Raw genomic sequence first — 25,816 nt, forward strand, 5'->3', positions numbered from 1 at the left:
AGTAGAATAGGGCCACGGAGGGTCTGTCCGCTACCTCGTTGCGATGGGTCCCACCGACGTGATTACAGGCCCAGGCTCCGCAGGGTCGGTACGGTCTGGCCCACCCAGGCGAGGTCGGCGTCCTCGCGAGCGCCCTGGGTGCGTTGCGTGCCGGCCAGGAACCACAGGAAATAGGTGGTGTAGCCGGGCGCGCTGACGACTGTGTGGTACCCCTCGGGCATCATCTGCATGACGTGATCGCGGATGGTGACGTTCTCCTCGTACCCGTCGTCGGTGTAGACCCGGCTGATGCCGAACCCGTTCGCCGGGTTGACGCGGTAGTAGTACATCTCCTCGTGTGCGGCCTCGGCGGGCAGGTCGTCGACCTTGTGCCGGTGCGGCGGGTAGGTGCTCCAGTTGCCCGAGGGCGTGTAGGTCTCGCCGACGATGAGCCGGCGGGCGGGCAACTCCGGCTGGGAGATTTCGGTGAGGATCTGGTGGTAGGTACGGCCAAAGTTGGCCGCTCCCCAGCGGCCGGTAACGACCTGCTCCGGTGCGATGACATAGGGGTCCGTGGCCAGTTCGCTGGGTGCGCTGGGTAGGGCTATCTCCACGGCGGTGACCGCCTCGACTGTCACCGCCGAGCCGGCCGGGATGTAGACGGAGTGCGGCTTGCCGGAGAAGACGTCCGGACGCTGGCCGACCTGCGGGAAGTGGCGGCCGGCGACAGTGAAGCTGGCAGTGCCACCGAGGATGACGGCCAGGATCTCCCGGTCACCGGACTCGCCGGTCCAGGACTCGCCGGCCGACAGCCGCAGCAGCGTGAAGTCCAGCAGCCGGCAGGGATTGAAGGGCAGCGTGTTCCGGCCGTCGACGGCGGGAATGGAGCAGTGGTAGCGGTAGTCCATGGTCACCTTTCGGAATGCGGGGCGGGGCGGGTCGGGGCGCGGTGGTCACCAGGGGCTGGTCCAGCCCGGGATGGTGGCGCGGGTGAGGGCTTCCAGGTAGAAGTAGTCGCCCCACAGGGTTCCCTCGTCGACGCCGACGCTCTTGGGTTTGTCGTAGACGCCGTGCAGGATCAGCGCGTTCGAGAACGGATGACCGTCGGTGGAGTAGTGGCCGATGAGCGAACGCAGGATCTCGGCGGCGGCTTTCCGGTACCGGTCGGCGCTGGCCGTGTCGTCGGTGAGGCCGTCCGCCAGTTCGACAAGGCCGCAGGCGGCGATGGCCGCTGCCGAGCTGTCCCGCTCCTGTCCGCTGCCGTCGCCGAACTCCAGATCCCAGTACGCGACGTGGTCGTCCGGCAGGTGGGCGAGGAAGCGGTCGGCGCAGGTCCTCGCGGCGGCGAGCAGCGCGGGGTCGCCGATGTGCCGGTGGTTGAGGCTGAACCCGTAGATGCCCCATGCCTGCCCACGCGCCCAGCAGGAGTGGTCGGAGTGGCCCTGTTCGGTTTCGCCGCGTAGTGGCGCGCCGCTGGCCGGGTCCCAGTAGAAGGTGTGGAAGGTGGTTCCGTCCGGACGCAGGATGTGCTGGCGCAGCTGAGCGGTGTGCCGGCGGGCCGCTGCGGCGTAGCGGTCGTCGCCGGTGGTCTGGCTGGCCCAGAAGAGCAGCGGCGTGTTCATGAGGCTGTCGATGATCGTGCGCCCGCGTTGGCGGGGGTCGTTCAGGTCGCCCCAGGCCTGGATGATTCCGGCTGGTTCGAGGACGCGCGTCATCAGGTGGTCGGCGGCGGCGAGGGCCGCCTCTCGGGCCTGTGGGTCGCCGGTACGGCGGGCCGGGGTGACGCAGGCGAGGGTGTAGAGGAAACCGAGGTCGTGGGTGTCGAGGTCGATGCCGTCGGTCACCCGGGCCGCGAAGCTGTCCACGTGGGAGAGCGCGGCCCGCAGGTGGCGCTCGTCGCCGGTCAGGTCATGTGCGAGCCAGAGCATGCCGGGCCAGAAGCTGGTGGTCCAGCCGACGTTGGCGCCCTCGGGCTGGCCACCGCTCGCTGGCCGGAGCGGGTAGCGGTTGGCGTCGGTGGTGTCCGCCGGGTACCGGTCGCCGAAGGTGGCGATGTTCGCGTCAACGGTACGTATCGCGGCGGCCACCGCGGCCGCCGTGGCCTCTGCGTCGGAGCTGGGACGGACGTCGGTCGCCGTCATGGATGCTGTTCTCCCTCGTGGGTCCGGTCCGGTGCCGGGCAGGTGTGTCGTCGGCGTCCCGGCTCGATGGCCGGAACCTGATGCTCAGGTGGTCTGGGGTGCGGTCGTCGGTGGGTCGAGGGCGGCGCGCAGTGTGAAGCGGCTGTTTGCCCAGACGACGTAGAGCAGTGGCGCCGCGGCGAGGCCGAGCGCGATCGCGGGACGGGCCGCCAGGATCTGGGCGAGCAGCACGAGGACGAGCAGAGACACGGCGCTGAGGTACCAGCGGCGCACCGCCAGGTACACGCAGGCGCGGGCCACCTCACGCAGCCGCGCTGTGGGTCGGTCGGCGAGGGTCACCAGCCCGAGCAGCGTGGTAGCGACGGTGAGGACGATCAGGGTCGCCAGCACCGGCAGGGCGAGCGCTCCAACCCGGTGGCCCCACGCGACGCGGGCGTCGACGGCGAGCACTACCAGGGCAGTCATGGCCGCCGCCGTCCAGAGCATCGCCGGTCGGGCGGTGGCTCGCCAGGCGCGGCAGTAGGTGCGCAGCACGCCGCCGGTGTCGCCTGCCGAGTAGGCGGACATGACAGCGAAGGCCGCACAGAGCCCTGGCGCGCAGAGCGGAGCGGTCAGCGCGTACAGCGGCCACGAGCGCGCCGCGTCGGTGGTGAACGCGAGCGTCACCAGTGGCAGGCAACCGAGCAGCAGCAGCAGGTTGGTGGCGAGCGCGGCGTAGATCCCGTCGAAGACGGCGGTGATGGTGTCGTGGCGCGGACGCGGCATCATCGGTCAGCCCTTCAGTCCGGTCGAGGCGACGCCCTCGATGAAGTAGCGCTGGCCGAGCAGGAAGATGACAGCGACGGGCAGCACTGACAGCACCGAGCCCGTCATGATCAGCGCGTACTCGGCGTTGTACTGGGAGATGAAGGTGTTCAGCCCCAGCTGGATGGTGCGCAGCTCCGGACTGCGCAGGTAGACGAGCGGGCCGAGGTAGTCGTTCCAGGTGGTCGTGAACATCAGCAGGGCCAGACTGGCCAGCGCCGGCCGGGACAACGGCAGGATGATCCGTCGGTAGATGCCGTATTCGCTGAGCCCGTCGACCCGCGCCGCTTCGCTGAGCTCCTCGGGGATCGTCTCGTAGAACTGCTTCATCAGGAACACGCCGATCGCGCCGAACGCCTGTATCGCGACGATCGACCACAGCGTGTTCGACAGGTGCAGCTTCGACATGAGGATGAACTGCGGGATCATGTACGACTGCCAGGGCACCGCGATCGTCCCGACGTACGCCAGGAAGAGCAGGTTGCGGCCGGGGAAGCGGACGCGGGCGAAGCCGTAGGCCGCGAAGCTGCCGGTGAACACCTGCAGGAAGGTGACCATCACCGACAGCAGCAGGGTGTTCCACAGCCACGTCGTCATGTCCGAGCGCTGCCAGATGTCGAGGTAGTTCCGCCACACCACGGGATCGGGGAGCCAGGTGATCGGGATGGTGAAGACGTCGTTGTTGGTCTTCAACGACGCCACCACCATCCAGAAGAACGGCAGCAGCAGCCCGGCCGCCGCGAGCACGAGAGCGGCGTACCCGAGGAGCCGCCCGCCCAGGGACCGGACCGGCCGGCGGGGCGCGCGGCGATTGCCGGGCGCGGCGACGGCCGGGGTGGGCAGGGAGAGGTCGGTAGCGGTCATCAGCTGTTCCTCCGCTTGTTGACCATGAACTGGATGACCGTGATGCCGAAGCAGATGGCGAACAGGACGATGGAGACCGCCGAGGCGTAGCCGAACTGGTTCTCCTCGAAGCCCTTCTGGTAGATGTACTGCGAGAGCACGAGTGTCGACTGGCCCGGTCCGCCGCCGGTCATCACGAGGATGAGGTCGAAGACCTTGAAGCTTTCGATGGTGAGCAGCACCGTGACGAAGAAGGTAGTAGTTCGTAACCCGGGGAGGGTCACGTGCACGAACCGCTGCCACGGTGAGGCGCCGTCGGTCTCGGCCGCCTCGTAGAGCTGGGCCGGGATGGTCTGCAGGCCGGCCAGGAACAGCAGCATGTAGTAGCCCATGTACCGCCAGGTGCCGACGATGATGACCGCCGGCATCGACCAGGTCGCCGACGCGGTCCAGCCCGGCGGATTGTCCACCCCGACGGCACCGAGAAGAGCGTTGATCGGGCCGTACTCAGGGCTGAACAGCTGGTTCCAGACGACCGCGATCGCCACGATCGAGGTGATGTAGGGGAAGAAGGCGATGGTACGGAAGAACCGCACGCCGCGCAGTTTGCGGTTGAGCAGCAGCGCCAGCCCGAGTGCTGCCGCGAGGGTCAGCGGAATGTGGAAGACGGCGTAGTAGACGGTGTTGCGCAGTGCGGTCCAGAAGCTCGAGTCATCCCACATCCGCCGGAAGTTGGCGGTGCCGGTCCACTCGGCCACCCCGAAGACGTTCCAGTTCGTGAAGGCCACGTAGAACAGCACGACGACGGGTAGCAGGGTGAGCACGGCGAAGCCGATGAAGTTGGGAAGGATGAACGACCAGCCGGCGACCGTGTTGCGCGACACCAGCCGCCGGTTCCTGGGTCTCGTGCGCGGCAGGGTTGCCATAGGGAGTCTCCGGAAGCGTTCGGCCTGGGGGCGGGACCGGCGTGCGGCGCAGGCGCGCCGGGCCCGCCATCGGCTCACTGGTTGAGGACTTCGTTCTTGGCGCGGTCCCGCGCCTTGCTCAGCTCCGCGTCGACGCCCTTGCTGTCGGAGAGGATCGCCGAGTGCGTCTCGTTGAGGAGGTTCTGCAGGCCGGCGGTGTGCTTCGACACGGGGTTCTCCGGCTTGATGGTGTGCTTGGAGTAGGCGAACTTCGACAGGTCGTCCTGCGGTACGCCGTCCAGCCCGAACAGCGTCGCGGTGACCGCGTCGGTGACCTGGGCCGGGGTGATGCCGATCCCGGCCAGCGCCTTGCCGGCCTCCGGGCCGGCCGCGTACTTGAGAAAGTCCTTGGCCGCGGCGGTCTTGGACTTGCTGATCTTCGGGTTGATCCCCAGGCCGGTCGGATCACCGAAGGTGACAGGCGTGGCGGAGGTGCCGGTGGTGGACTTGTCGAACTGCGGCGCCGGCGCCATGCCCCACTGGAACTTGTCGGCGTCACCGCTCTGTCGTTGGTTGAGCAGCGTGGCCACGTACCAGGTGCCCATCAGCAGCATCGCCGACTGCTGCTTGCCGAACTGCGCCTGATAGGTGAGCTTGTTGGTCTTCGCGGTGCCGAAGGTTGGCTGCGCGCCCGCCGCCTGCAGGTCAAGTGACCGCTCGTAGTACGGCTTCAGGTAGCCGTAGTCCCCGGAGAGCAGGTCCGCGTTGGGGGTCTGGGCGAGCGCGAATCCCTGCACTGTCGACTGGAAGGTGTGCTGGTACGCGCCGGTCGCCTTCGAACCGGCCCCCTTCAGCCCGGTGTGCAGTCGCTTCGTCGCGTCGGTGTAGTCGTCCCAGGTCCAACTGCCGTCCGGCGGCGCCACCTTCGCCTTCGCGAACAGGTCCTTGTTGTAGAACAGCACCCACGAGTCCTGCCGGTACGGCACCGCGTACGACTTGCCATCCACCTGGTACGACGCGAGCGCCGGGCTCGAGCCGAGACTGGAGGTGGCGTCCGAGACGTCGAGCAGCTGACCACCGCTCTGGTACGTGTAGAAGTTCTTGAGGTTCTTCATGACGTAGACGTCCGGGGCGGTGCCGGCGGCCAGGTCCGTGATCATCTGGGTGTCGTAGTCGTTGCCTGGGGCGTACTCCTTGAGCTCCACAGTCACGTTCGGGTGGGTCGCCTTGAAGCCGTCGGCGAGCGCCTTGAACTCCGGCGTGGACGACAGGCTCCAGCCAGCCAGGCTGATCGTCACCGGGGCATTGGGGTCGACTGGCTCGTCTCCGCCGCCGCAACCGGTAAGAACAAGCGTCAGGGCCATCGCAGCGCTGATGACGGCCGGTATCGCACGCTTCATCCCTCTCTCCTTAGGTCAAAGGGCCCGGACGGGCCCGCACTGCTACCAGGACGCCTGGGTGGGCCTGGCATGCTCCGTGTCCAGACGGGTCGACGTGCTGATCCCGTCGGGCCAGTCGACCGCCAGGTGAAGGCCGTCGACGTCCTCGTCGACCGCGACCTGGCATGCCTGCTCGGCCGTGGCCACCGGCACCCTGGACAGTTCGGTGAAGGTGGCGGCCCACGCGCCCGGCCGGACGGGGTGGTCCAGCCAGGGCACGACCAGCCCGCCGGCCAGGGGCCCGCCGTGCGCAACGGCGGTGACGCCGGCCGTTCCGCCGCCGTGCAGGCTTTCGAGCCGGCTGGTCAGGTCGGCCCCGGTCGCGACCGCCACACCGCCGCCGGCGGTGGCCGTCGCATTCCCGGCGATGGCCCAGCCGCCGATCCGTAGCCTGAGCGCAGCCGCCTCGACGCCGTCGGCGAGGCCGTCGACACGGGTCAGACGTAGTTCCCAGGGGCCGCGGACCAGCGAGTACACAGTGAGGTGCCCGGCCGGTCGGGACCTGCCCACCCGGCCGCCGCCGTGATCGCGCTGACCGGGATTCGGGTCGACCCAGTGGGCGAGGGCACGTGACCCGGCCACGCCCATGCCGTCGGTGCCGACGCGAACGGTTAGCAGGCGCATGCCGGCGCGGTGGGTGACCCGGCCCGCGTCGTCGACGAGAGTGACGGACTGGTCGAGCGGACCGTCCCAGCCGCTGTCGTCGAGGACCGGGGTGGTGGCGGTGGAGTAGCCCAGTCGGGCGTAGAGCGGGGAATCTGAGACGGTGGCACCCTCGACGGCGTGGTCGGTGCCGTGGTTGGCGACGCGGACGATGCCGTCGGCACGGGTGCCAGAGATCAGCCAGCCTGGCGCGTGTATCGCCCGCACCGCGTCCCGCTCCTCGACAGGCAACGGCTCTTCGGGAGCCGTCCAGATCGGATGGTCGGCGGGTAGCGCGATGCCGAGCAGGCCCTTGCTGGCCCAGTACGGCGAGCCCGGCCCGGAGTACGACTGCGCGAGTCGCGGCCACGGCCCGTGCCAGCCGAGGGTGAGCAGGCCTCGTTGATCCGGGGCGCCGTTGGCCACGAAGTGACGCACGATGCGGGTGGCCGCGCCGCGCAACCGGCCGAGGCTGACCGATGGCACACCGGCGATGGCGCCAACCCAGAACGGCGCCGCCGCGGCGAAGCGGTAGGTCAGGCTCCGCCCCTGAATCAACGGTGATCCGTCCGCGCCCACGAGCGCGACCGCGTCGCCCAGAAAGCGGTCGAGGCCGGCCAGGTCCCGCTCGCGGCGCTGCTCGGCCAGGTCAGCGGCGCCGGCCATCCGCGCCCACAGCGTCGGGTAGAGGTGCAGGGCCCAGCCCACGTAGTGGTCGTAGGCGCGGTCCGGCCCGTCGGACATCCAGCCGTCCCGGCGGGCGAAGCCGTCGTGCGAGCGCAGGTCCTCGGCCATCTCGTCGAGCGAGTGCGGCCCGCCCACCGAACGCAGAAACGTCTGTACGACCAGCCGGAACCAGACCCAGTTGATCCGTGGGTACGTGTCGTCGCCAACTGCCGGGCGCAGGTAGTCCACCACCCGCTGGCGCACCACGGATGGCAGTCGATCCCAGATCCACGGGCGGGTCATGTCCAGGACCAGCGCGATGGAGGCGGCCTCCACCTTGGCCTGGGGGTGCTCGTCCAAGCGCACCCAACGGTCTGCGGAGCTTGGGTCGGTGCCGGCGGTGATGCCTGCCGCGTACCGGTCCACGAGCTCGTCCACGCCCACCCCTCGGGCACCCGCGATGCGGAACCCGGCCAGCAGGAAGGTGCGGGCGAAACCCTCCAGTCCGTCGACGGCCCGCCCGTAGCCGCCCTCCGGCCCGGGGAAGGTGACGAGGGCGTGCCCGGGAGACGCGAACGGTCGGGCGGCGGCGAGGATCCGGTCGGCGAGGGCCAACCAGTCATCGCGGCTCCAGGTCGCGGCGGTAGCGACATCCGAGTCCGTCGCCGGTGCCACCCGGCCAGTCGTCCTGAACGTCATCCGTGGTCCTGTCGCATCGATCCGTCTCCGTCGACTGTGGCGAGCGGGGCGTTGCCCATGAATGTGACGTGCAGGCATCCCAGGGTTTCCGAAGTAAAACGCTCACAAAGGAGCAAGTCAATGCCGTTCCCAAACCGATATGAGCACACCCGATCAAGGGAGCGCACAACACCGCCGTGAAACGCCAAACGCTCTGATACGATCACAATCGTTCATAGCCGCTCCACCGCCAGAGGAGTCATGACCGGCCCGGCGGAGCACGACTCCTATGCTCTTCGTCGGGTGGGGAGATCAGCCGATCCGGCTCGCGATCGACGTCACCGCGTTCGGCCCGGCCGGCGAGGTCGTCCGCACCATGCAAGAGCTCTCGCCGCACAAAGCGCTCCTCGGAGGTCACCCATGACCAAGGACAGCCCCGTCGTCACCACGACGGAGGCCCCCCGAGGGCCGCTCCAGGTCGCCCGCCGACAGCAGCTGTTGGCGGCCCTGCAACGCGACGGCTCGATGCGCATCTCTGACCTGTCCCACGCGCTTGGTGCCGCGCCGGTCACCATCCGGCGCGACATCGCGGAGCTCGCCGCCGAAGGGTTGGTCCGCCGGGTCCACGGCGGGGTCGCCCTGCTCCTGCCGGACGACGTCCCGGCAGCCGATGAGCCACCTGCCGCTGGTCGGGACCCGCTGGTCGGGCGCGCCCTCGGCATGCTCGTGCCCTCCCTTGACTACTACTGGCCGGACGTGGCTCGCGGCGTCGAGGGGGCCGCCCGTGAGCTGGACATGCGTGTGGTGTTGCGCGGCTCCTCCTACGACAGTGAGGACGACCAGCCGCAACTGGCCCGCATGGTGGGGCGGATGGACGTCGACGCCCTGATCATCGCGCCGAGCATGGACACACCGACCGCCGAGCGCACCATCGAGTGGCTCGACGAGGTCGGCGTCCCGGTCGTCCTGCTGGAACGCACCGCTACTGTAGGCAGCCACCACGCTGTCATGGAGTCGGTGGTCACCGACCACGCGCTCGGTGCGGCCATGGCGGTACGCCATCTCACCTCGCTCGGCCACCGCAAGGTCGGCCTGGTGCTCGACGCCAACAGCCCCACCAGTCAGCACGTACGGCGCGGCTGGCGCGACGCCACTACCGAGTGCGGCCTCGACTCGGACGCGACGGTGGTGGCTGTGGTGCCCGACGCGCGGTCGCCCGAGCGGGACAGCGTGCTCAACGGCATCCTCGACCAGTGCCAGGCGACCGGGACGACGGCGCTGCTCGTGCACGCCGACGCCGAGGCGATCGCGCTGGTGCAGCACTGCGAGGAACGGCACCTGTCCGTACCCGGCGACCTCTCGATAGTGGCGTACGACGACGAGGTCGCCGGGCTCTTCAGCCCGCCGCTGACCGCGGTCCGACCGCCTCGACGCTCGATCGGACGAGCCGCCGTGCGTCTCGTCGCCGACCGGCTCGCCGACCCCGACCGCCCCACCCACCGGGTCGTCATCAGCCCGTCGCTGCGGATCCGAGGGACGACCGCGCCGCCACCCGCGTAGGCGGCCCCTCCCCGGTCCGGGACGTTCGCCATCAGCGACCAGCCGGACAGCGGGACGCCCGGCTGGCAGATCAGACGTAGTGCTGCCGACGAGCGCGCATCCACCGGATGCGGCTACGTGAGCGCATCGCTACTATGGGTCAGCAACCCAGAGGGAAGGGGTCGTGCCCGCGTGCGAAGTCCCGTCAGCGGAACCGCGTCGGCGTCTGCGCCGGACCGGTCCGCGCCGCTTGCGGCCGGACGGCTGCGCAGGCTCGCCCGTTGGTTGGCGCTGATCTCGGCCGCCGTCGGGGCCGGTTTCGTCATGGCCGCCCTGTTGCAGGGGCCGGCCGCCGCCGACGGGGTGCGCAGCGGGTCCGGTGACGAGCCTCATCGGAGGATCGGCGGTCTGGTCGAGTCGGTCGCGCGGCTCACTGTCGCCGAGCGCCCCAGCCAGGACCGTCAGCGAGCGGCGGCTGCCGACGACCGCCCTCATGACCGGCCCCGTGCCCCGCTGGCAGTACCCACCGACTCGGTGGCCGCCCCCCGCGAGGATCCCCCCTCGACGGAGACCCGACGGCCGGCGGGTGCGTCGAGGCTCGGCGCATCCGTCCCAGCCGGCGCGGCGGAGCGCGAAAGACTCCGACCGGCCTCCGTGACCCGCGCCGCTCATCGTTCGGCTCACCGGGTGGACCTGTCGCGGCCGGCCGCCGATCCGCCGCGACGGCCGACCACCGCCAGCCCCGATCCGTCGGCGGTGCGTACGCCGCCCGGTCCGCCAGTGGTCGGCTTGGTCACCGCTCCCCTACCGTACGTCGTCGACATCGTGCGCACGGTGCCGATCAGGCCCGTCGTCATGGCGCTCCTCCGTGTCGTCGATGCCGTTCTGCCGCCGGTTCCCGGCCCGGTGATCGTTCCGGCGGCGACACCCGCACTGCCCGTTCCCCCGGTGCTCGGGCCGGCCGTCCCGCCGGTGACCCAGCCGGCGCCCGTACTGACAGCTCCGACGTCACCGGCGGTTCCGGCAGTGGCATCAGTACGCGTCACGGCACCGCCGACCCGGGCCGCGCCACCGCCGGATTCCGCCGACGGCCCCGCGCGTGCCGCAGCCCCGGCGGGGCATTTCGCCGCACGCCCGGTACCGGTGGCCGCGCGGGGTGTGCTTCCTGTCCAGCCCGTCGCACCCACCGACCAGGACGCCGTTCGCGTCGACAATGGACCGACCCCCGGGTCAGGGCTGGTCCGACCGCTGGACCGGCAGTCGCACCTCGGCGCCGGGCCACGCTGCGATCTCGTGCCACTTCTGGTCGAGAGCCGAACCCCGTCTGCGATCGCCCGCCCAGGCTGAGGCGGGTCGACCGACCCCAGTGGCTGGCCCGAGCGGCCTGCCTGTTCCACCCGCTGGTCGGTCGATCAGTGCCCGCGCCCGTCCGCCTCGACGGTGCGGCGGGCCGACGCCCACCCGTCTGTAGCGCACGACCGCCCTGACCAACCCGTGGATGTTCCGGGATCGGTGGCCGTCGTGACGCGTACCGGAGATCGGAGAAAACGTGGTGATCCACGTTGTCGTCGCCGAGGACATGGGTTTGCTCCGCGGGGCGCTCTGCGCCGCGCTGTCAAGCGAGGAGGACATGGAGGTGGTCGCCGACGTCGAGGGTGTCGGTGAACTGTTGACTGTGGTTCGGCGGTGCCGGCCGCAGGTGGTGGTGCTGGCACTGACACCGGAGTTGCCCGACCCGGTGGAGGTGGTCGCCCGGGTCGACGTCGAGGCGCCGCACGCCGCAGTGCTGGCGATGAGCCCTCGGTGGAGCCCGGCGTTGGTGGAGGCGGCACTGGCAGCCGGCGCACGCGGCCTCGTCGGTAAGGACAGCTCGCTGGCCGAGTTGGTGCGGGCGATCCGCGCGCTCGCGGCCGGGGAACGGGCTATCGACCCGGCCGCGGCGATCGCGGTGCTGAGTCCCCCGGAGACGCCGTTGACGCCTCGGGAGATGGACGTGCTGCGGATGGCGGCCGAGGGTCTGCCCCTGAAGGAGATCGCCGTCCGCCTCTACCTGGCACACGGAACGGTGCGCAATCACCTGTCGGTGATCCTGCGCAAGACCGGGGCCCGCAACCGGTTGGAGGCGGTGTCGCGCGCGCGACGTAACGGCTGGCTGTGACCGTCGGGGGCGGGCTCGGTGGAGATGACCGGCCCGCCCCCGTCGCCGTGCGGCCCCACCGGATGCGTGTTTGAATGTTGACGTTGTGTGATCGTCGTCGGAGTGCGGGAAGGTTCATCGTGATCCGTACCCTGCTCGCCTTGGACGGTGCCCTGGTGCTGGGCGCGCTGTCGTTCGTCCTCGCCGCCGAGGACGACATCAGTGTCGTGGCGGAGGTGGATCGCGGAGACGCGGTCTCCGCTGCCGTCCGCGCCCAACGCCCCGACGTGCTGGTGGCCGACCTCGACTTCGTCGAGGGAGTCCATCCCGACCGTCTCGGCCGGTGCCCCGTCCTGGTGCTCACCCACCCGCATCGGGCCCGGCGGCTGCGAGGCATGTTGTGCCCGACCAGGGCGGTCGGCATCCTGCGCAGCGACGCCGCCCCCCAGCGGGTCATCGACGGGATCCGTCGGCTCGCCCGCCGGGAGCCAGTGCTCGACGCGGATCTCGTCGTCGCGGCACTGCACTCGGACAGCCCACTGACCAGCCGCGAGACGGAGGTGTTGAGGCTGACGGCCGCCGGCGCGCCGGTCGTGGAGGTGGCGGTGTCGCTCGGGCTCACCCGTGGCACCGTCCGCAACCATCTCGGTCGGATCGCCCGCAAGGTGGGCGCGCGTACCCGGGTGGAGGCCGTGCGGATGGCTGGCGAGGCGGGCTGGATCTGATCGGCACCGTCGGCCCGGATGGGCGGGGTTCAGTCCCGCCGTGCCGAGGCCACCGGGGACGGCACCCCCGGGTCGTCCCAGCAGCCGACGAGCACCCGGTAGGTGGTCGAGTGGGCCATCAACTGTTCGTGCGTCCCCACCGCGGGCTCGTCGCCGTCGAGAACCAGCACCCGCCGGGCCCGCAGCGCGGAACTGATCCGGTGTGCGATCACCACGAGGGTGCCGGGCCGCCGGGCGAAGGCGACCTCCACAGTCGCTTCCAGCACCGGGTCCAGATGGCAGGTCGCCTCGTCGAGGACCACCAGCGGGGCGGGTGCCAGCCAGGCCCGGACCGCCGCGATGAGCTGCCGCTCGCCGGCGGAGAGCAGGGCCGGCGCGACCGGTGCGCCCAGGCCGCCCAGGCGGGTCGCCAGGGGACGCGCGCCGAGCGTGTCGAGGGCGACCTCCAGCGTGTGGTCGTCAGCGTCCGGCCGGAGGTAGCGGAGGTTGTCGGCGAGACTGCCGGTGAAGACGTACGCCTCCTGGGGCACCAGCACTCGCATCCGGGCGAGAACCACCGGCTCCACCTCGGCGACCCTCGTGCCGGCCAGGTGGACGGTGCCTGCCTGCGGCGGCAACAGCCCGGTCATCAGGGCGGCCAGTGTGGACTTGCCCGCACCGCTCGGGCCCACCACTGCGAGATGGTCCCGCTCGGCCAGCGTCAGCGAGAAGTTCTGCAGGACGGGCCGGGCGCGCGGGCCGTAGCCGAAGGTCAGTCCCCGGACCTCGAGGGCTGGCGGGCGATCGGCAGGACCGACGGGTGGTCGACAGCGGGCTATCCGGAGGGCCGGCGGGCGCTGGTCGTCGGAGACCGGGTAGGTGCGCAGGATGTTCTCCAGGGTGACCGCGTAGCGGAGCCCGCCGCCGCCGAGGCCCTGCACCAGTGTGTGCAGGGCGGGTTGCAGCCCGGTGGAGACGTAGATCAGCGCGCCCAGCACCGCGCCGGCGGTGAGACCACGCTCGACCAGCCACGGAGCGGTCACCATCAGCACCAGTAGTGGCAGCCAGCCGCCGATGCCGAGGCTGAGGCTGCGGATCGCCGCCATCCGGGCGAGCATGCGTTCGGCCGCGGCCTGCGCCGACACCCAGCGGGCCACCTCCGCCGTCACGCGTGTCTGTGCGCCGCAGGCCAGCACGTCGCGGTGACCGGCCAGCGCGGTCGCCGCCGACTGGCCGAGCTGCTCACCGGCCCGGACGTAGGCGCGTTGGTGCGTGACCATCGCCGGCAGCGCGGCGAGAAACACGACAAGACCGGCGACCAGCGGCGCGACCGCCAGCGCCGCCACCACCGGCGCCAGGGCGAGCAGACCGAGCACTGCCGCGCCAGCGGAGAAGAGGAAACCGCGGGTCACCATCAGCAGACCGGCGAAGGTGTCGCGGACGATCTCCATCTGGTGGGTCAGCCGGGTCACGGCAGCGCTGTCCGGGCGGCCACCCGCCCTGGTGGCGTCGCGTAGCGCTCCCCGGATCACCTGAGCGGCCACCTCGTCGCGGAACGGCTCGACCACTGCGCCGAGGCTCCGGTACGTCCGACCGGTGGCCGCCGCGCCGACCAGTACGGCCACGGCGAGGACCCCCAGCCAGGCCAGGCCGTCGAGCAGACGTCCGGCCAGAAAACCCTCGTCGACGGCGCGCGCGACCAGATAGCCGGCGAGCAGCGCGGGCAGCGACTCGACGAGCGACCAGCCGGCGAGCCCGGCGAGTTCCCGCCGACGGGCCCGCAGCGCCCGCCAGGTCACCCGGCGCACGCCGGGACGGCTCACGACCCACCGCCGGCCGGCTGGAAGACGGCACGGTAGTCCGGGTCGACCCACAGTTGCCGGTGCGGTGCCAGGCCACGCAGCCGACCGCCGTCCAGCCAAGCGACGAGGTCGGCCGCCGCGGCCGCCGCGGTCCGGTGGGTGACCACCAGTCGGGTACGACCCCCGGCGGGCCTGAGAACCGCCTCGGTGATCCGGTGTTCGGTCGCTGTGTCGAGGCTGGACGTCGCGTCGTCCAGGATGAGCAGTCGTTCGGCGGCGAACGCGCGGGCCAGGCCGAGGCGTTGGGTCTCGCCACCGGAGAGCGGTGTGTCCACCAGCAGGGTGCGGTAACCGTCGGGCAGACGCTCGATCACGTCGGCGACCGCCGCCATCCGGGCCGCCCGCAGAACCGCCTGTGTGGCCGGGCTCCGATCGGCCGGTGGCGCCGAGTCGACCGGCAGCGCCAGGCCGATCGCGTCGTGGACGGTCGCGCCGATCAGCACCGGCCGGTCGAAGGCGTAGCCGACGGCCCGGCGCAGCGCCACAGGGTCGAGGTCCCGCAGCGGCACCCCGTCCAGTCGCACCTCACCACGGTCGGGGTCGTACAGCCGTCCCGCCACGGCCGCCAGGGTCGACTTGCCGGCACCGGACGCTCCGACGACGGCCACTGTAGCGCCGGTCGGCACGTCCAGGTCGACGCCGTCCAGGATGGGGCGGCCGTCGTCGGCGTGCACGCACACCCCACGCAGTCGCAGGGCACCGCCGCCGGGTGGAAGAGGCCGATCGCCTGCCGACGTGGCGGGCTGCGTCAGCAGCTCGGCGACCCGGTGTGCTCCCGCGCGGCTGCGGACCAGGTGGTTCAGGGTGGCGAGCACCGCACCGAGGCCGGCGCCCATGGCCGCGTACCGGACCGCCGCGACCAGTTCGCCAGGTGTGAGCCAGCCTGCGGTCAGGGCGTACCCACCGACCGCGATGACGCTCAGGTTCAGCAGCGGCGCCACTGCCGAGGTGCGCGCACTCGCCCGGGCCAGCAGCCCCCAGGTGCGCCGGCCGTGCCGGTTCAGCTCCGGTAGGGCCGCCAGCACCCGGTCCTCCTCGCGGCGGGTGGTGCCGGCGGCGGCGACGGTCCGGGCACCCGTCAGCGACTCCAAGAGTCGGCCGGCGATGCTGCCGAGCACCCGCTGATACCCGGCGGTCGCGGCCGAGGCGTCGGCCACGAAGGCGCGCATGAGGACGGCGAGCAGGCCGAGACCGACAAGCAGTGTGAGACCGAGGACCGGTTCCATGATGGCGAGCGCGACGACGCTGCCGAGCGGCGGAAGCACCGCCACGATGGTCAGGACCACCGCGTTGCCGGCCTGTCCCGCGTCGGCGGCCTGGCCGACCAACCGGCCGACGAGATCACCCACCGGGTGCCGGCGGGTGGCGCGAACGTCCACGGCGAACAGGTGACGCAGTAGCCGCCGACGCAGTGCGGCGGTGGCGCGCGCCGCGCCGAGACCGCCGGCCAGGTCCGTCAGGGTGTCGACGCAGATGAGGACGACGACCAGGGCGCCGGCGGACACCGCCCACCAGGCGGAGCCGCCATCGAGGGCGGCGTCGACGGCGCGGCCGAGGGCCGCGGGGAGCAATAGTTCGGCGGCCGCGCCGAGCAGCGCGACCGCCGCCAGTCCGGCCGTCCAGCCGCCACCCGCCAGGACCGTCTGCCGCAGCAGCCTGTCCCCCACGGCGAACGTCGGCATCGGTCCTCCCGTTGGTACGCGGTTGCCCTGGGTGGGCACGTCTGCCCACCCAGGGCCCCACGTGTGCGTGGATCAGTTGCAGGTCGTGACGGAGAGCGAGCTGTCGCCGCAGAGCAGCAGGCTCGCCCGGCTTCCGCCACCGGTGCGGTCGGCCGGAGCCATCTCCAGGCCCTGGAGGTCCAGAAGTGCCATGTCGTTCACCTCCCTTCCATCCGTTCGCCGATCGGGTCGCCCCCGCTGTCGCGAGGGAGTCTGTCCGCGCCCGGCAGGGGCGCGAGGAAGGGCAGTGCCGGCGGCTGGTCGTGCTGCGCGCTGGCCAGCACGTACAGCACCCCGGCGGTGCCGGTGCCGAAGTCCATGGAGAGCCGCAGCAACTGCTCACCGGGGAATGCGATCCCGTCCCGGTACGGCAGCGCGTGCCAGGCCAGCCGATCCACCTGCGCGCGAAGTTCGCGGCGGTCGGCGCCGTCGGTCGAGGCGGCGAGGTAGGCGATGATGCCGGCCCGACCGGCGAAGAGCCCGGACTGTGCGTAGAACGGTGAGCGCGCCGCACGGCGGACCCCCGCGCTCGCCTCGGCGAAGCTGTCGTCCGCCCGGTGGCGCAGGTACTGGTCGAGGACCAGCCCGATCCCGACACTGCCGTGCGCCAGGTAGGGCATGGTGCGCCAGCCCTCATTGACCTCCAGGGCACCGTCCGGGCGCAGCACACACCGGCGCAGATCCTGACGCAGCGCCGTGGCGGCGTGCCCCAACAGCTCGTCGTCGCCGCTGAGCTCGTAGAGCCGCAACAGCATCAGCGCCGGTCCGGTCCGGCCCCGCAACAGCCCGGCGTACGGGTTACGTCCGCCGCTGACGTCCGGGCCCGCGTCGTCGTCCAGTTGCCCGATCACACGCTCGGCGGCCCGCCACGCGGCGTCGTGCAGCGACACCTCCCCGGTACGCGCGGCCATCTCGGCCAGGTTGAGCGCGATCCCGGACAGTCCGCTGGCCAGGCTGTGGTCGAGCCCGTCCAAGGGTTCCCGCTGGCAGATGTCGAGAACGTCCAGCGCGTCCTGCCGCCGTCCGAGGTGTTCCAGAACGTACGCGACGCCGTGCAGCCCGTCGTAGAAGCCGCAGCGGGTGCCGGACGGGGGCGCTGTCGCCCGCCGCACCAGCCAGTCTTCGTGCTCGGGCCACCGTCCGGCACCGCTCTTGTCGAGCGCGTACAGCACTCCCGCCGCCCCGTGGGCGAGGTTGAGGCCGCCGCTGCGGAACTGCTCGATGTCACCGGGAAAGAGCCGGTCGTCGCGCTCGGGGGTGGCGCTGGCCACGATCGCTGTCGTCAGCCGTTCCCGCTTGGTGCGCCAGTCGTCGGCGCCGAGATTCCCTCGCTGTTCCGCGGTGACGCGCGGCTCGCCGGTGATCTCCTCGACCGCCGGATCGAGGAAGGACCTCGGCACGGGGAAGTTCGCGGCGATGATGTCGGCCAGGTGAGTCACCTTCGCCGGGGCGAGCCGGACCAGCTGGGTCAGTGGCAGGAACAGCGCCAACCGCAGGCACGCCAGGGCGTACCGGTCGACAGCCGGCCCGCTGCGGTCCCTCGGGGCCGCGAAGCCCTGGTTTCGAAGCCCGGGTCGGCGGTGCCCGGCGATCGGGGCGGCCACTTCGAAGTCGACGAGGGCGACGCGGTCGTCCGGCCGGATCATGATGTTGAACAGGTGCAGGTCCCCGTAGACCAGGCCGCGCTCGTGGATCGCCGCCACGACGGATTCGACCTGCTCGTAGATCTGGCGGGCCCACCGGGCGTACGCCGCCCGGTCGCCGTCGGTCGCGTCGGCGTCGATCAGGGGGTACCTGTCGACCAGGACCTTGTTCAGCGGTCGGCCCTCGATGAACTCGAGCGCGAGGAACCGGTGCTCGCCGAGGACGAACTCGTCGTGCACCCGAGGCACCTGCGGGAGGTCGGCGAGTTGCCGCAGGGCCTGCGCCTCGCGGGCCAGCCTGGCGACGGCGTCGGTGCCGTCGGCGTCCAGGCCGGCGTGCGGTCGGGCCTCCTTCAGCACCACAGCGGTGTCGGTACGCAGGTCCCTGCCCACGTACAGCCCGCCGCCGTTCGAGAAGTGGATCACCCGCTCGATCCGGTACGGCACCTGGTCAGTGCTGGTGCCGCTGCGGGCGGCCAGGTGCGGGCCGAGGAAGTCGGGCACTGTGACCCAGGAAGGTACGTGGAAGACGGGCTCCCGGCGGTCCGGCACCAGCGTGCCGGAGTCGTCCTCGATCGCCGGCACCACCTGGCCGTCGGGCGAGTGGCAGTAGCGGGCGGCGAAGCCGCCGTAGCGCACGTGGACCGGGCCGGCGCCGTAGCGCAGATCACTGAGGATGTACGGCCCGGTCTCGCCGGTCAGCAGTTCGTCGAGTTCCTTGCAGGCCAGCTCCAGCTCCGCGTCGTCACGGGGATAGACGGTGACGAACTTGCCGCTGGCGGCCCGGGCGGCGTACTTGGAATTGCGCAGCAGCAGCGTGCGCGGCCCGCGCAGGAACTTGAAGGACAGCCCGCGGGGGACGCAGTAGTTCCAGACCGCGTCCAGCACCCGCTCGGCGTTCGCCAGGCCGGCCGACACATGAATCTTCCAGCCCTGCTGCGGCAGCGATCCGCCGTCGGGCGCGTAGATCAGCCAGTCGTCGAGCGGCTCGCGGCGCCAGCCGGTCGGCGTCGGCCGGTCGGCGGCCGGAAAGACGGGCTGCGCGACGGCGCTGCCGAGCGAGTCGTAGAACAGCCGATCCGCGGCGCAGTAGCTGTCGTAGCGTTCGTCCACCGTCCCGCCGCCCCTCGAACTCGGCCGGCTGTTGTTCCGGCGTCGAGTCGAGTCTCATCGACGGGACGTGGTGGGCTCCAGTGCACTTAGTCACGACGTTCGATGCGGGGTGCACAGGTACTCATGACATTAGTCAGGCCCGCCCACCGTAGACGGCGGCGCCCATCGGCTTGTCGACGTCCAGGTCCGTTACCGCGGCGACCCGGGCGATCATCATGTACTGCCCGATCACCATCAGGAGTTCGACCACCTCGCGCGGGGAGAGCAGCCCGGTCAGTGCGGTGGTGGTGTCGTCGGGCGGGCGGACGTCGCGGACGACGTCGGTGGTGAAACGCAGGACGATCCGCTGGTCCGACGTGAAACAGTCGTCCCCGATCTCGTCGCGCCCGAGCGCGTGGATCATCTCGTCCGTGGCGCCGACGGAGCGGGCGATGGACTCGTGCTGAGCCCACTCGTATGGCACGTCGCTCAGCTGGGCGACTCGCAGGATCGCGATTTCGCGCAGCAGTGGGTCGAGGGCCAGGTCCTTGAGCAGCGTGCCGCCCCAGCGCATCCAGTCCGGAAACGCCGTCTCGGCGTGGGCCATGACGCGGAAGAAGCTCAGGGGAAGCGCGGCCTGCAAAGCGTCGCGGACCGGCGCCGGGGCCTCGGCCGGGTTCACGTACGGCAAGCGACTCATATTTCCCCTTGGAAGCGGCAAATCGGGTGTCACGCACCATATCCGATCCCGGTTGCGCTCGCTGCGGATCCGTTCGAGGAGACCGGCGGCGGTGCGGCGATGAGCACGCGTGCGCGACGAAGGCGCCGGTGGCCGGGTCAAATCCACGCTGATGCTCGTCGATGTTGCCAGAGCCGGCCCAGACGTGTTGGAATGGCTGATATCGCCGCAGCGCGGGGGCAACCGCGCTGGGAACGGCCAGCACGGGAGCATCGCAGCGCCGGCAGCGCGCCGCCTTGGCGGACCTTCGCCTGCCGGATCGCCGGGCCATCTCTACGACGACGGGCGCCTTGCCGGGCAATCATCCTCGCCCGCCGTAGGTAACCCCCCGGCACGTCCCCCCAACGGCTGACGCGCTCGACGCCTGACCCGCCGGGGGCGTCTGATTCGGCCTGCCAGCACCAGAACCGGCGACGAGGTGAGAAGCAATCGTGATGTCCCGAGAGAGTTTCGCGGGTTGGTACCGGAACCGCTTCGTGTGGGTAGCGGTGATCCTGCTGGTGGTGTCGGCCGGCGCGGTCGTACTGGTCAACCGGGCCGACCCGGACGCGAAACCGGCGGATCTGCAATCGCAGATCATCGCCCGGATGCGTACCACGCTCGAACAGGCGGACCCGGGGCAGCACAACCACGCCGGGCACGGGGCCCAGCAGGCGGCCAGCACGGAGAAGCCGGCAGTGATCTGCGGGGTCCGCGTCTACGGCTACGAGCCGACCGAGGCCACCGCGCTCACCGAGGTGCAGACGGTCTACGGCTTCCACCTCTGCGGGGTCGCCGAACAGAAGCGCCCGTGGGACGTGGCGGTCAAACTGGCCGGTCCCGTGATCATGGATATGTCCAGCGACCCGCCGGGCATCCAGGTGGTCGAGGCGACCGCCGAGGTCATGTTCACCGACCGGGTGCGGCAGATGCTCCCGCCCAAGTACGCGGATCTGGCGCTCAAGGAGGCGCTGTCGGAGTCGGAGATGGCCGACCAGCGTCGCCGGTACGACGCCGCAGCCGGCCTGTGACAGTGCCGGGCGGCCGGTGGCGCGGTCGTCACCCGCACCCGGATCCGAACCGGGCGGCTGCGGACACGCCGGTCAGCTCGATCCACATCCGACCATAGATAGATAACGATTGATATTTGAGTCGATAGATGCAACAGTTGGCTTGGGAGCGTTCCCAAGCTGATCTGTAGTCCCGAAGAGCGGAGGATGAACAGTGCGTTCACTCAAGTCCGATCGATCCGGCGGACGATCCCGGTCACCAGTCCGTCGGTCCCTGCGAGCATTCGTCATGGTGTTCGCCATCGTGGCCGGCATGCTGCCCTTCACCGGGGCAGCCCAGGCCCACGGCACGATCATCAACCCGATGAGTCGCGCCTACCAATGCTGGAAGGCGTGGGGCAACCAGCACATGAACCCCGCCATGCAGCAGCAAGACCCCATGTGTTGGCGGGCGTTCCAGGCCAATCCCGACACCATGTGGAACTGGATGAGCCAGCTGCGTGACGGCCTCGGCGGCCAGTACCAGGCTCGCACCCCGGACGGGCAGCTGTGCAGCAACGCCCTGTCCAGGAACGACAGCGTGAACCAGCCAGGGGCGTGGAAGACGACCACCGTCAGCCGCAACCTCACGGTCCAGCTGTACGACCAGGCCAGCCACGGCGCTGACTACTTCCAGGTCTACGTCACCAAGCAGGGGTTCAACCCATCCACCCAGAAGCTCGGATGGGGCAACCTCGACCTGATCACGACGACCGGGCGTTACGCGCCGGCGCAGAACATCTCGTTCAACGTCTCGCTCCCGTCGCGTAGCGGGAACCACATCCTGTTCGTGCTCTGGAGGGCGTCGCACCTGGACCAGACCTACATGTGGTGCAGCGACATCAACGTCACCTGATCGACAGAACCAACAGCTACAGAACCGTTCCGGCTCAGGGCGTTGGTGCCCTGAGCCGGATCGTTCTTCCGGCCCTGCCCTCCATCCCACCCCGCCGGATGGCGTACCGGCCGGCGGATCCCGACCGCACTGTGCAGAAGGTGCGAAAGTTGGAGGAGGGGCCAAATCCCGACAGATGCTGCGGATCGCCTCTACATAGGCTCTGAGCAGGGAGTTCATCCCTGCACCATCGCCGATAACGGCGTCGGACTCCGCCGAGGAGCCCGTCGGTGCATCTGATCAAGGAAGTGCCTCTCATGCACCGTACGCTTCGCCGAGGGCTGCTCGTGGCCGCCACAACGATGGTCGCCAGCATCGGGATCACCGCGACGCCGGTCACCGCCGCCCAACCAAGCCAACGCACAACAGCGACCGTCCCGTCCAGCGGCCTACCCTCGTTGGGCAATGGGACCTGCACCCTGCTGTGGGACCTGCTCAACGCCGGAGGCCGCAACGGGCTCGTCGCCATCGGCCTCACCGCCAACCAGCAGCTGATCAAGTTCGCCGCCAACCGCCCCGCGCTGGCCTGCACCATCGGCCCGGTCGACCTGCCCGGCACCGAAATCCTCATCGGCATCGACTTTCGCGTCCAGGACGGCCAGCTCTACGGCGTCGGCAACACCGGCGGCGTCTACGCGCTGAACACGCGCACCGCAGCGGCCACAAAGGTCAGTCAACTGACCGTCGCACTGAGCGGCACGTCGTTCGGCGTCGACTTCAACCCCGCCGCCGACCGACTCCGGATCATCAGCGACACCGGCCAGAACCTGCGCCACAACATCAACGCCGGCGGCACGACAGTTGTCGACGGCCCTCTCACCTACCCGCCCAGCACCGCAGCCGTCGGTGTCACCGGCGCGGCGTACACCAACAACGACCTCAACCCCGCCACCGCTACGACTCTGTTCGACATCGACACCACCCTCGACCAGGTTGCCCTGCAATCTCCCGCCAACTCCGGGCAACTGGTGGCCACCGGCGCACTGGGAGTGAACGCGAACCTCCACGCGGGCTTCGACATCCACAGTCCGCTGAGCGGAGACCGCGCCGTGGCGAACAACGCCTACGCCGTACTCAACGGCATCGCCGGCTCCCGGCTGTACCGGGTCGACCTGCTCACCGGCGCGGCTCAGACGACCGGCCTGTTCAACGGGCACGTGGTCGTCGATCTCGCCCTGCTCCTGCGGCAGTGACCTTCGGCGTCAGTCGAGGCGGATGCTTGCGAGGGCTAGTCGTTGGAAGGGTTCGGACTCGTTCCACTGGCTGTCCCGGGTGATCCAGGACAGGCTGTAAGCGCGGGTTCTGCTCTCGTTGACCAGCAGCCGGCGGGCGTGCAGCCGCACCCCGCCGGCCTGGTCGCAGGTGTACTCCCACTCCGCCGCGCCACCGGGGCGGATGACCGGCCCGATGCTGATCTTCTGGTAGCCGGCCAGCGCCCCGGTGGTCAGCGCGTCGCGCTCGGCGGCCTCCCATCGCCTCGACGGTACGGAGGAAGCCGCGGCGGCGGGGTCGACGGCGATGGCCCGCACCTCGGCGGGGTCGCGGAAGCACACCAGTGCGCCCTCGGTGTGCCGGGTCCATCTCTCGGGCACCGCCAGCAGAAACCCGGCGGGGTCCTGGTGCCACGCCCACCCGTTGGGCAAGGCGTACGGCAGCGGCGCGTCGGCCTCCCGCAGCGGCTCGGCCTCGCTGGAGGCGGCATCGTCAAGGCAGGGGTGGGCCGGCGGTGCCGTCGCGGTCGGCACCACCACGCCGGCCGCCGCACCGCCAGGTTCGGCCGCCACAGTGCTGTCCTGGCCGCGCCAGCCGCCGATCACGACGCCGGTTGCCGTGACGACGACGGCCACGACTCCCAGCAGGCCCATCACGGCGCCAGCGAACGCCCAGCCGGTCGTCCGATCGCGGGTGGTGGGCGCCAGAACCGGAATGACCATTGTAGTGATCGCGTCCGCGGCGATCGGAACCGTCGGCGTGACGGCCGGGGGCCGACGGCGCGACGCGGCGCGTACCCGCGGCCAGCGGCGCGCTCGCGGCACCGGCGCCGGCGTCGCCGCGGCCACCTGCTCCAACTGGTCACGGGCCTCCTGCGCGGAGAGGCGTTGGCGGGGGTTGCGCAACAGGAGACCGGTGATCGCGGGTTCGAGCGGCGCGACGGTCATCCGGTCCGGCGCCTCGGTGGCCAGGGCGGCGAACATGGCCACTGTCGACGGCCGGCTCCAAGGCGGGCGACCCTCCGTGGCCAGGTAGAGCGTCGCGCCGAGGGCCCACAGGTCGGTGGCGGGGGTGGCCCTGCCGTAGCGGGCCCGCTCCGGCGCGGTGTACTGGACCGTCGACAGGCTCGCCGCGGTAACGGTCGCCGGATCCCGGGTGTCGAAGATCGACAGACCGAATCCGCCGAGCATGACCCGCCCATCGTCAACGAGCAGCACGTTCTGCGGCCGGACCTCCCGATGCGTCACCCCCCTCGCGTGGGCGGCACTCAGTGCGGCGATCAGGTGCAGCCCGACCCGCGCCACCTCCGCCGGTGCCAGCGGACCGTCGGTGGCAACCACCTCAGACAGGGACCGGGAGGGTACGTGCTCCATGACCAGCCACAGATATCCGTCGGTGCTCAGCACGTCCCACATCCCGAGCACGCCCGGATGATCCAGCGCGGCCATGCCGCTTACCTCCGCGAGTGTTCTGTCCCGCAGCCGGGACCGCTCGGCGGCGCTCACCCATCCTGGGAGGGTGATCTGCTTGAGCGCAACGTGCCGGTCGAGCACCTCGTCGCGTGCCAGCCAGACGCGTCCCGGGGTCGCGGTGTCCCCGATCAGCAGGAGCCTGCGGTACCGGCCGGCGAGCAACTCGTCATCCATGAGAGTGGTTCGGAGCGGTCCGCCGTCCGGATGGGTGGGGTGACCGGAAGCACCAGGGCTCGGGCAGCGGACCGGGCTGGGCCGGGCGCCGATGTACCGGCCCCCAGCCCAGCCCGGTCTCAGCTCAGCTCGACCGTACCCACGATCCGGGTGGGGGTGGCCGAGCCACCGACGGGCTCGTTGGACACCCCGAACGTGCCCGCCTCGGCGACCGGGCCGATGACAGTGGTCGACGCCCTGTCCCCCTCGGCGAGCTGTCCCACCTTGCGGGGCTCGCTGCCCTGGATGAGCCATAGCTCGTAGATCCGCCCGGGACCGGGCGCGGGCAGGTCACGCAGCAGCACCACACCGCTGTCGCGGCCACGGGAGACCACCACGGTGGCGGCACCCCCGGGCGGCAGTGACCGTTCGAACACCCGGGCGTCCGGGGCGTCCAGGACGGCGGCGATCTGCCGGGCCTGATCGCTGCTGGCCTGCTCGTCGCTGATCCGATCGTTGCTGACGGTCCAGGTGACCGCGCTCGCGCCACCGGCCACGAGGACGGCCGCGGCGGCGGCCACTGTGAGCTGTCGCCACCTGCCTGCCGGCCGTCCGCCGCTGGCACCCGCGGCGCTGACGCGCAGCTGCGGGGTACGGGCCGCCTGAGCGAGGGTCCGCTCCCGCAGACCCGGCGGGGTCGCCTCGACGACGGTGGCGTCGGCGAGGCGTGCGACGGTCTCCCGCAACTCGGCCACCTCGACGCGACACGGCTCGCACTCGGCCAGGTGCCGCTCGAACGCAGCCCGCTCGACGTCGTCGACCGCGTCCAGGACGTACGCACCAGCGAGGGTGTGAACATCGGCGCTCATGCCCGTCCCTCCATCTCGATGCCCAGGCAGTCGCGCATCCGGATCAGTCCGTCGCGCATTCGCGTCTTCACCGTCGGCAGGGGCGTCTGCAACTTCTCGGCGACCTCTCGGTACGTGTGACCGCCGTAGTAGGCCAGGGTCACCGACTCCCGCTGCACCGGCGTCAACCGGCCCAGGCACCGGCGGACCTGCTCCCGCTCCAACCGGGCGGTCACATCCTCGACCACCTCGTCGTAGGGGACGTGGGTCTCGGTCGCGGCGACCTGCTGGGCGCGGTTGGTGTGGGCCTGTTCGGAGCGCACCCGGTCCACCGCGCGGCGGTGCGCCATGGTCAGGATCCATGCCGAGGCGGAGCCGCGGCCGGCGTCGAAGCGGCCGGCGGTGCGCCACACCTCGACCATCACCTCCTGCGTCACCTCCTCCGCCTGCGCCGGATCGCGTACGACCCGCCGGGACATCCCGAGGACCCTGCCCGCCATGGCGTCGTACAGCGTGGCGAACGCCGCCTCGTCACCCCGCGCCACCCGCGGCAACAACTCGTCGGCGTTCGGTGGGGTCGCGGTGTCCGGCGGCACCGAACGCAACCGCCGCCCCTGTTCCGGGTCACCGCTCATTCTCGGCATGTCCTCTCCTGTGCTGGCGACGGCTCGGTG

Annotated in this window: 22 protein-coding genes; 6 read left to right on the forward strand and 16 right to left on the reverse strand. The window is 70.9% G+C overall.

The genetic code is table 11. The features are described 5' to 3' along the window. Positions 1–62: 62 nt before the first annotated feature. The 7 genes from iolB to AB0C19_RS00965 form a co-directional block, all read right to left on the reverse strand. Positions 63–887: a 5-deoxy-glucuronate isomerase gene (gene iolB, locus AB0C19_RS00935; protein WP_357177464.1), complete on the reverse strand. Its 825-nt coding sequence runs from the start codon at positions 885–887 to the stop codon at positions 63–65. Positions 888–932: 45 nt separating this feature from the next. Further along, positions 933–2,120 (reverse strand): glycoside hydrolase family 88 protein, encoded by a 1,188-nt coding sequence (locus AB0C19_RS00940; RefSeq protein ID WP_357177466.1) that lies wholly within the window; start codon positions 2,118–2,120, stop codon positions 933–935. Between the two features lie 84 nt (positions 2,121–2,204). Beyond that, entirely contained in the window at positions 2,205–2,888 is a 684-nt protein-coding gene (locus AB0C19_RS00945; RefSeq protein WP_357177468.1) for a hypothetical protein, read from the reverse strand. A gap of 3 nt (positions 2,889–2,891) precedes the next feature. Further along, a complete protein-coding gene (locus AB0C19_RS00950) occupies positions 2,892–3,788 on the reverse strand; it encodes a carbohydrate ABC transporter permease (protein ID WP_357177470.1) in 897 nt (298 codons plus the stop codon). Beyond that, positions 3,788–4,651 (reverse strand): sugar ABC transporter permease, encoded by an 864-nt coding sequence (locus tag AB0C19_RS00955; protein ID WP_357177472.1) that lies wholly within the window; start codon positions 4,649–4,651, stop codon positions 3,788–3,790. The genes AB0C19_RS00950 and AB0C19_RS00955 overlap by 1 nt, the downstream gene beginning before the upstream one ends. 116 nt (positions 4,652–4,767) lie before the next feature. Next, positions 4,768–6,072: an extracellular solute-binding protein gene (locus AB0C19_RS00960; RefSeq protein ID WP_357177474.1), complete on the reverse strand. Its 1,305-nt coding sequence runs from the start codon at positions 6,070–6,072 to the stop codon at positions 4,768–4,770. Between the two features lie 42 nt (positions 6,073–6,114). After that, positions 6,115–8,118, reverse strand: coding sequence for a DUF2264 domain-containing protein (locus AB0C19_RS00965; RefSeq protein WP_357177476.1), 2,004 nt, complete (start codon positions 8,116–8,118; stop codon positions 6,115–6,117). Positions 8,119–8,517: 399 nt separating this feature from the next. On the opposite strand from AB0C19_RS00965, the gene AB0C19_RS00970 reads away from it, so the two are divergent. Continuing rightward, positions 8,518–9,657, forward strand: coding sequence for a substrate-binding domain-containing protein (locus AB0C19_RS00970; RefSeq protein WP_357177478.1), 1,140 nt, complete (start codon positions 8,518–8,520; stop codon positions 9,655–9,657). 659 nt (positions 9,658–10,316) lie between these two features. Here the strand turns inward: AB0C19_RS00970 and AB0C19_RS00975 are convergent. Continuing rightward, a complete protein-coding gene (locus AB0C19_RS00975) occupies positions 10,317–10,493 on the reverse strand; it encodes a hypothetical protein (RefSeq protein ID WP_357177480.1) in 177 nt (58 codons plus the stop codon). Between the two features lie 692 nt (positions 10,494–11,185). Here AB0C19_RS00975 and AB0C19_RS00980 point away from each other — a divergent pair. Next, the gene (locus tag AB0C19_RS00980) at positions 11,186–11,794 is read left to right on the forward strand and encodes a response regulator transcription factor (protein ID WP_357177482.1); all 609 of its coding nucleotides are present in this window, start codon (positions 11,186–11,188) and stop codon (positions 11,792–11,794) included. A 119-nt stretch (positions 11,795–11,913) separates the two neighbouring features. Continuing rightward, a complete protein-coding gene (locus AB0C19_RS00985) occupies positions 11,914–12,498 on the forward strand; it encodes a response regulator transcription factor (protein WP_357177484.1) in 585 nt (194 codons plus the stop codon). Positions 12,499–12,527: 29 nt separating this feature from the next. Here AB0C19_RS00985 and AB0C19_RS00990 read toward each other — a convergent pair whose 3' ends face one another. The 5 genes from AB0C19_RS00990 to AB0C19_RS01010 all read right to left on the reverse strand — a co-directional run bounded on the left by AB0C19_RS00990 (position 12,528) and on the right by AB0C19_RS01010 (position 19,495). Further along, the gene (locus tag AB0C19_RS00990) at positions 12,528–14,300 is read right to left on the reverse strand and encodes an ABC transporter ATP-binding protein (RefSeq protein ID WP_357177486.1); all 1,773 of its coding nucleotides are present in this window, start codon (positions 14,298–14,300) and stop codon (positions 12,528–12,530) included. Further along, positions 14,297–16,021, reverse strand: coding sequence for an ABC transporter ATP-binding protein (locus tag AB0C19_RS00995; RefSeq protein ID WP_357177488.1), 1,725 nt, complete (start codon positions 16,019–16,021; stop codon positions 14,297–14,299). Before AB0C19_RS00995 ends, AB0C19_RS00990 begins: the two co-directional genes overlap by 4 nt. 72 nt (positions 16,022–16,093) lie before the next feature. After that, positions 16,094–16,213 (reverse strand): SapB/AmfS family lanthipeptide, encoded by a 120-nt coding sequence (locus AB0C19_RS01000; RefSeq protein WP_013734295.1) that lies wholly within the window; start codon positions 16,211–16,213, stop codon positions 16,094–16,096. A gap of 5 nt (positions 16,214–16,218) precedes the next feature. After that, the gene (lanKC, locus tag AB0C19_RS01005; protein ID WP_357177490.1) at positions 16,219–18,816 is read right to left on the reverse strand and encodes a class III lanthionine synthetase LanKC; all 2,598 of its coding nucleotides are present in this window, start codon (positions 18,814–18,816) and stop codon (positions 16,219–16,221) included. Between the two features lie 133 nt (positions 18,817–18,949). Further along, complete coding sequence (locus tag AB0C19_RS01010; protein ID WP_357177492.1) at positions 18,950–19,495, reverse strand: carboxymuconolactone decarboxylase family protein; 546 nt, start codon at positions 19,493–19,495, stop codon at positions 18,950–18,952. 473 nt (positions 19,496–19,968) lie between these two features. Here AB0C19_RS01010 and AB0C19_RS01015 point away from each other — a divergent pair, with 473 nt between their 5' ends. The 3 genes from AB0C19_RS01015 to AB0C19_RS01025 all read left to right on the forward strand — a co-directional run bounded on the left by AB0C19_RS01015 (position 19,969) and on the right by AB0C19_RS01025 (position 22,650). Next, on the forward strand, positions 19,969–20,544 hold the full coding sequence (locus AB0C19_RS01015; RefSeq protein ID WP_357177494.1) for a hypothetical protein: 576 nt from the start codon (positions 19,969–19,971) through the stop codon (positions 20,542–20,544). Between the two features lie 268 nt (positions 20,545–20,812). Beyond that, on the forward strand, positions 20,813–21,418 hold the full coding sequence (locus AB0C19_RS01020) for a lytic polysaccharide monooxygenase (RefSeq protein ID WP_238680842.1): 606 nt from the start codon (positions 20,813–20,815) through the stop codon (positions 21,416–21,418). A 296-nt stretch (positions 21,419–21,714) separates the two neighbouring features. Next, positions 21,715–22,650: a DUF4394 domain-containing protein gene (locus AB0C19_RS01025; RefSeq protein ID WP_357177497.1), complete on the forward strand. Its 936-nt coding sequence runs from the start codon at positions 21,715–21,717 to the stop codon at positions 22,648–22,650. A 9-nt stretch (positions 22,651–22,659) separates the two neighbouring features. Here the strand turns inward: AB0C19_RS01025 and AB0C19_RS01030 are convergent, their stop codons facing one another. The 3 genes from AB0C19_RS01030 to AB0C19_RS01040 all read right to left on the reverse strand — a co-directional run bounded on the left by AB0C19_RS01030 (position 22,660) and on the right by AB0C19_RS01040 (position 25,786). Continuing rightward, the gene (locus AB0C19_RS01030; protein ID WP_357177499.1) at positions 22,660–24,315 is read right to left on the reverse strand and encodes a serine/threonine-protein kinase; all 1,656 of its coding nucleotides are present in this window, start codon (positions 24,313–24,315) and stop codon (positions 22,660–22,662) included. Between the two features lie 119 nt (positions 24,316–24,434). Beyond that, positions 24,435–25,163 (reverse strand): anti-sigma factor, encoded by a 729-nt coding sequence (locus AB0C19_RS01035; RefSeq protein ID WP_357177501.1) that lies wholly within the window; start codon positions 25,161–25,163, stop codon positions 24,435–24,437. Beyond that, positions 25,160–25,786: a sigma-70 family RNA polymerase sigma factor gene (locus tag AB0C19_RS01040; protein WP_357177503.1), complete on the reverse strand. Its 627-nt coding sequence runs from the start codon at positions 25,784–25,786 to the stop codon at positions 25,160–25,162. Before AB0C19_RS01040 ends, AB0C19_RS01035 begins: the two co-directional genes overlap by 4 nt. Positions 25,787–25,816 lie beyond the last annotated feature (30 nt).

The organism is Micromonospora sp. NPDC048842 (assembly GCF_040649935.1).
In the GTDB taxonomy this organism is placed as follows: domain Bacteria; phylum Actinomycetota; class Actinomycetes; order Mycobacteriales; family Micromonosporaceae; genus Micromonospora; species Micromonospora hortensis.

What these genes read in the sequence shown, in the direction of transcription:
- iolB (WP_357177464.1), bottom strand. Translation starts at nt 887, where the DNA reads ATGGACTACCGCTACCACTGCTCCATTCCCGCCGTCGACGGCCGGAAC.
- AB0C19_RS00965 (WP_357177476.1), bottom strand. Translation starts at nt 8,118, where the DNA reads ATGACGTTCAGGACGACTGGCCGGGTGGCACCGGCGACGGACTCGGAT.
- AB0C19_RS01020 (WP_238680842.1), top strand. Translation starts at nt 20,813, where the DNA reads ATGGTGTTCGCCATCGTGGCCGGCATGCTGCCCTTCACCGGGGCAGCC.
- AB0C19_RS01000 (WP_013734295.1), bottom strand. Translation starts at nt 16,213, where the DNA reads ATGGCACTTCTGGACCTCCAGGGCCTGGAGATGGCTCCGGCCGACCGC.
- AB0C19_RS01015 (WP_357177494.1), top strand. Translation starts at nt 19,969, where the DNA reads ATGTCCCGAGAGAGTTTCGCGGGTTGGTACCGGAACCGCTTCGTGTGG.
- AB0C19_RS01030 (WP_357177499.1), bottom strand. Translation starts at nt 24,315, where the DNA reads ATGGATGACGAGTTGCTCGCCGGCCGGTACCGCAGGCTCCTGCTGATC.
- AB0C19_RS00945 (WP_357177468.1), bottom strand. Translation starts at nt 2,888, where the DNA reads ATGATGCCGCGTCCGCGCCACGACACCATCACCGCCGTCTTCGACGGG.
- AB0C19_RS01035 (WP_357177501.1), bottom strand. Translation starts at nt 25,163, where the DNA reads ATGAGCGCCGATGTTCACACCCTCGCTGGTGCGTACGTCCTGGACGCG.
- AB0C19_RS01010 (WP_357177492.1), bottom strand. Translation starts at nt 19,495, where the DNA reads ATGAGTCGCTTGCCGTACGTGAACCCGGCCGAGGCCCCGGCGCCGGTC.
- AB0C19_RS00960 (WP_357177474.1), bottom strand. Translation starts at nt 6,072, where the DNA reads ATGAAGCGTGCGATACCGGCCGTCATCAGCGCTGCGATGGCCCTGACG.
- AB0C19_RS00975 (WP_357177480.1), bottom strand. Translation starts at nt 10,493, where the DNA reads ATGACGACGGGCCTGATCGGCACCGTGCGCACGATGTCGACGACGTAC.
- AB0C19_RS01025 (WP_357177497.1), top strand. Translation starts at nt 21,715, where the DNA reads ATGCACCGTACGCTTCGCCGAGGGCTGCTCGTGGCCGCCACAACGATG.
- AB0C19_RS01040 (WP_357177503.1), bottom strand. Translation starts at nt 25,786, where the DNA reads ATGCCGAGAATGAGCGGTGACCCGGAACAGGGGCGGCGGTTGCGTTCG.
- AB0C19_RS00995 (WP_357177488.1), bottom strand. Translation starts at nt 16,021, where the DNA reads ATGCCGACGTTCGCCGTGGGGGACAGGCTGCTGCGGCAGACGGTCCTG.
- AB0C19_RS00970 (WP_357177478.1), top strand. Translation starts at nt 8,518, where the DNA reads ATGACCAAGGACAGCCCCGTCGTCACCACGACGGAGGCCCCCCGAGGG.
- AB0C19_RS00940 (WP_357177466.1), bottom strand. Translation starts at nt 2,120, where the DNA reads ATGACGGCGACCGACGTCCGTCCCAGCTCCGACGCAGAGGCCACGGCG.
- AB0C19_RS00950 (WP_357177470.1), bottom strand. Translation starts at nt 3,788, where the DNA reads ATGACCGCTACCGACCTCTCCCTGCCCACCCCGGCCGTCGCCGCGCCC.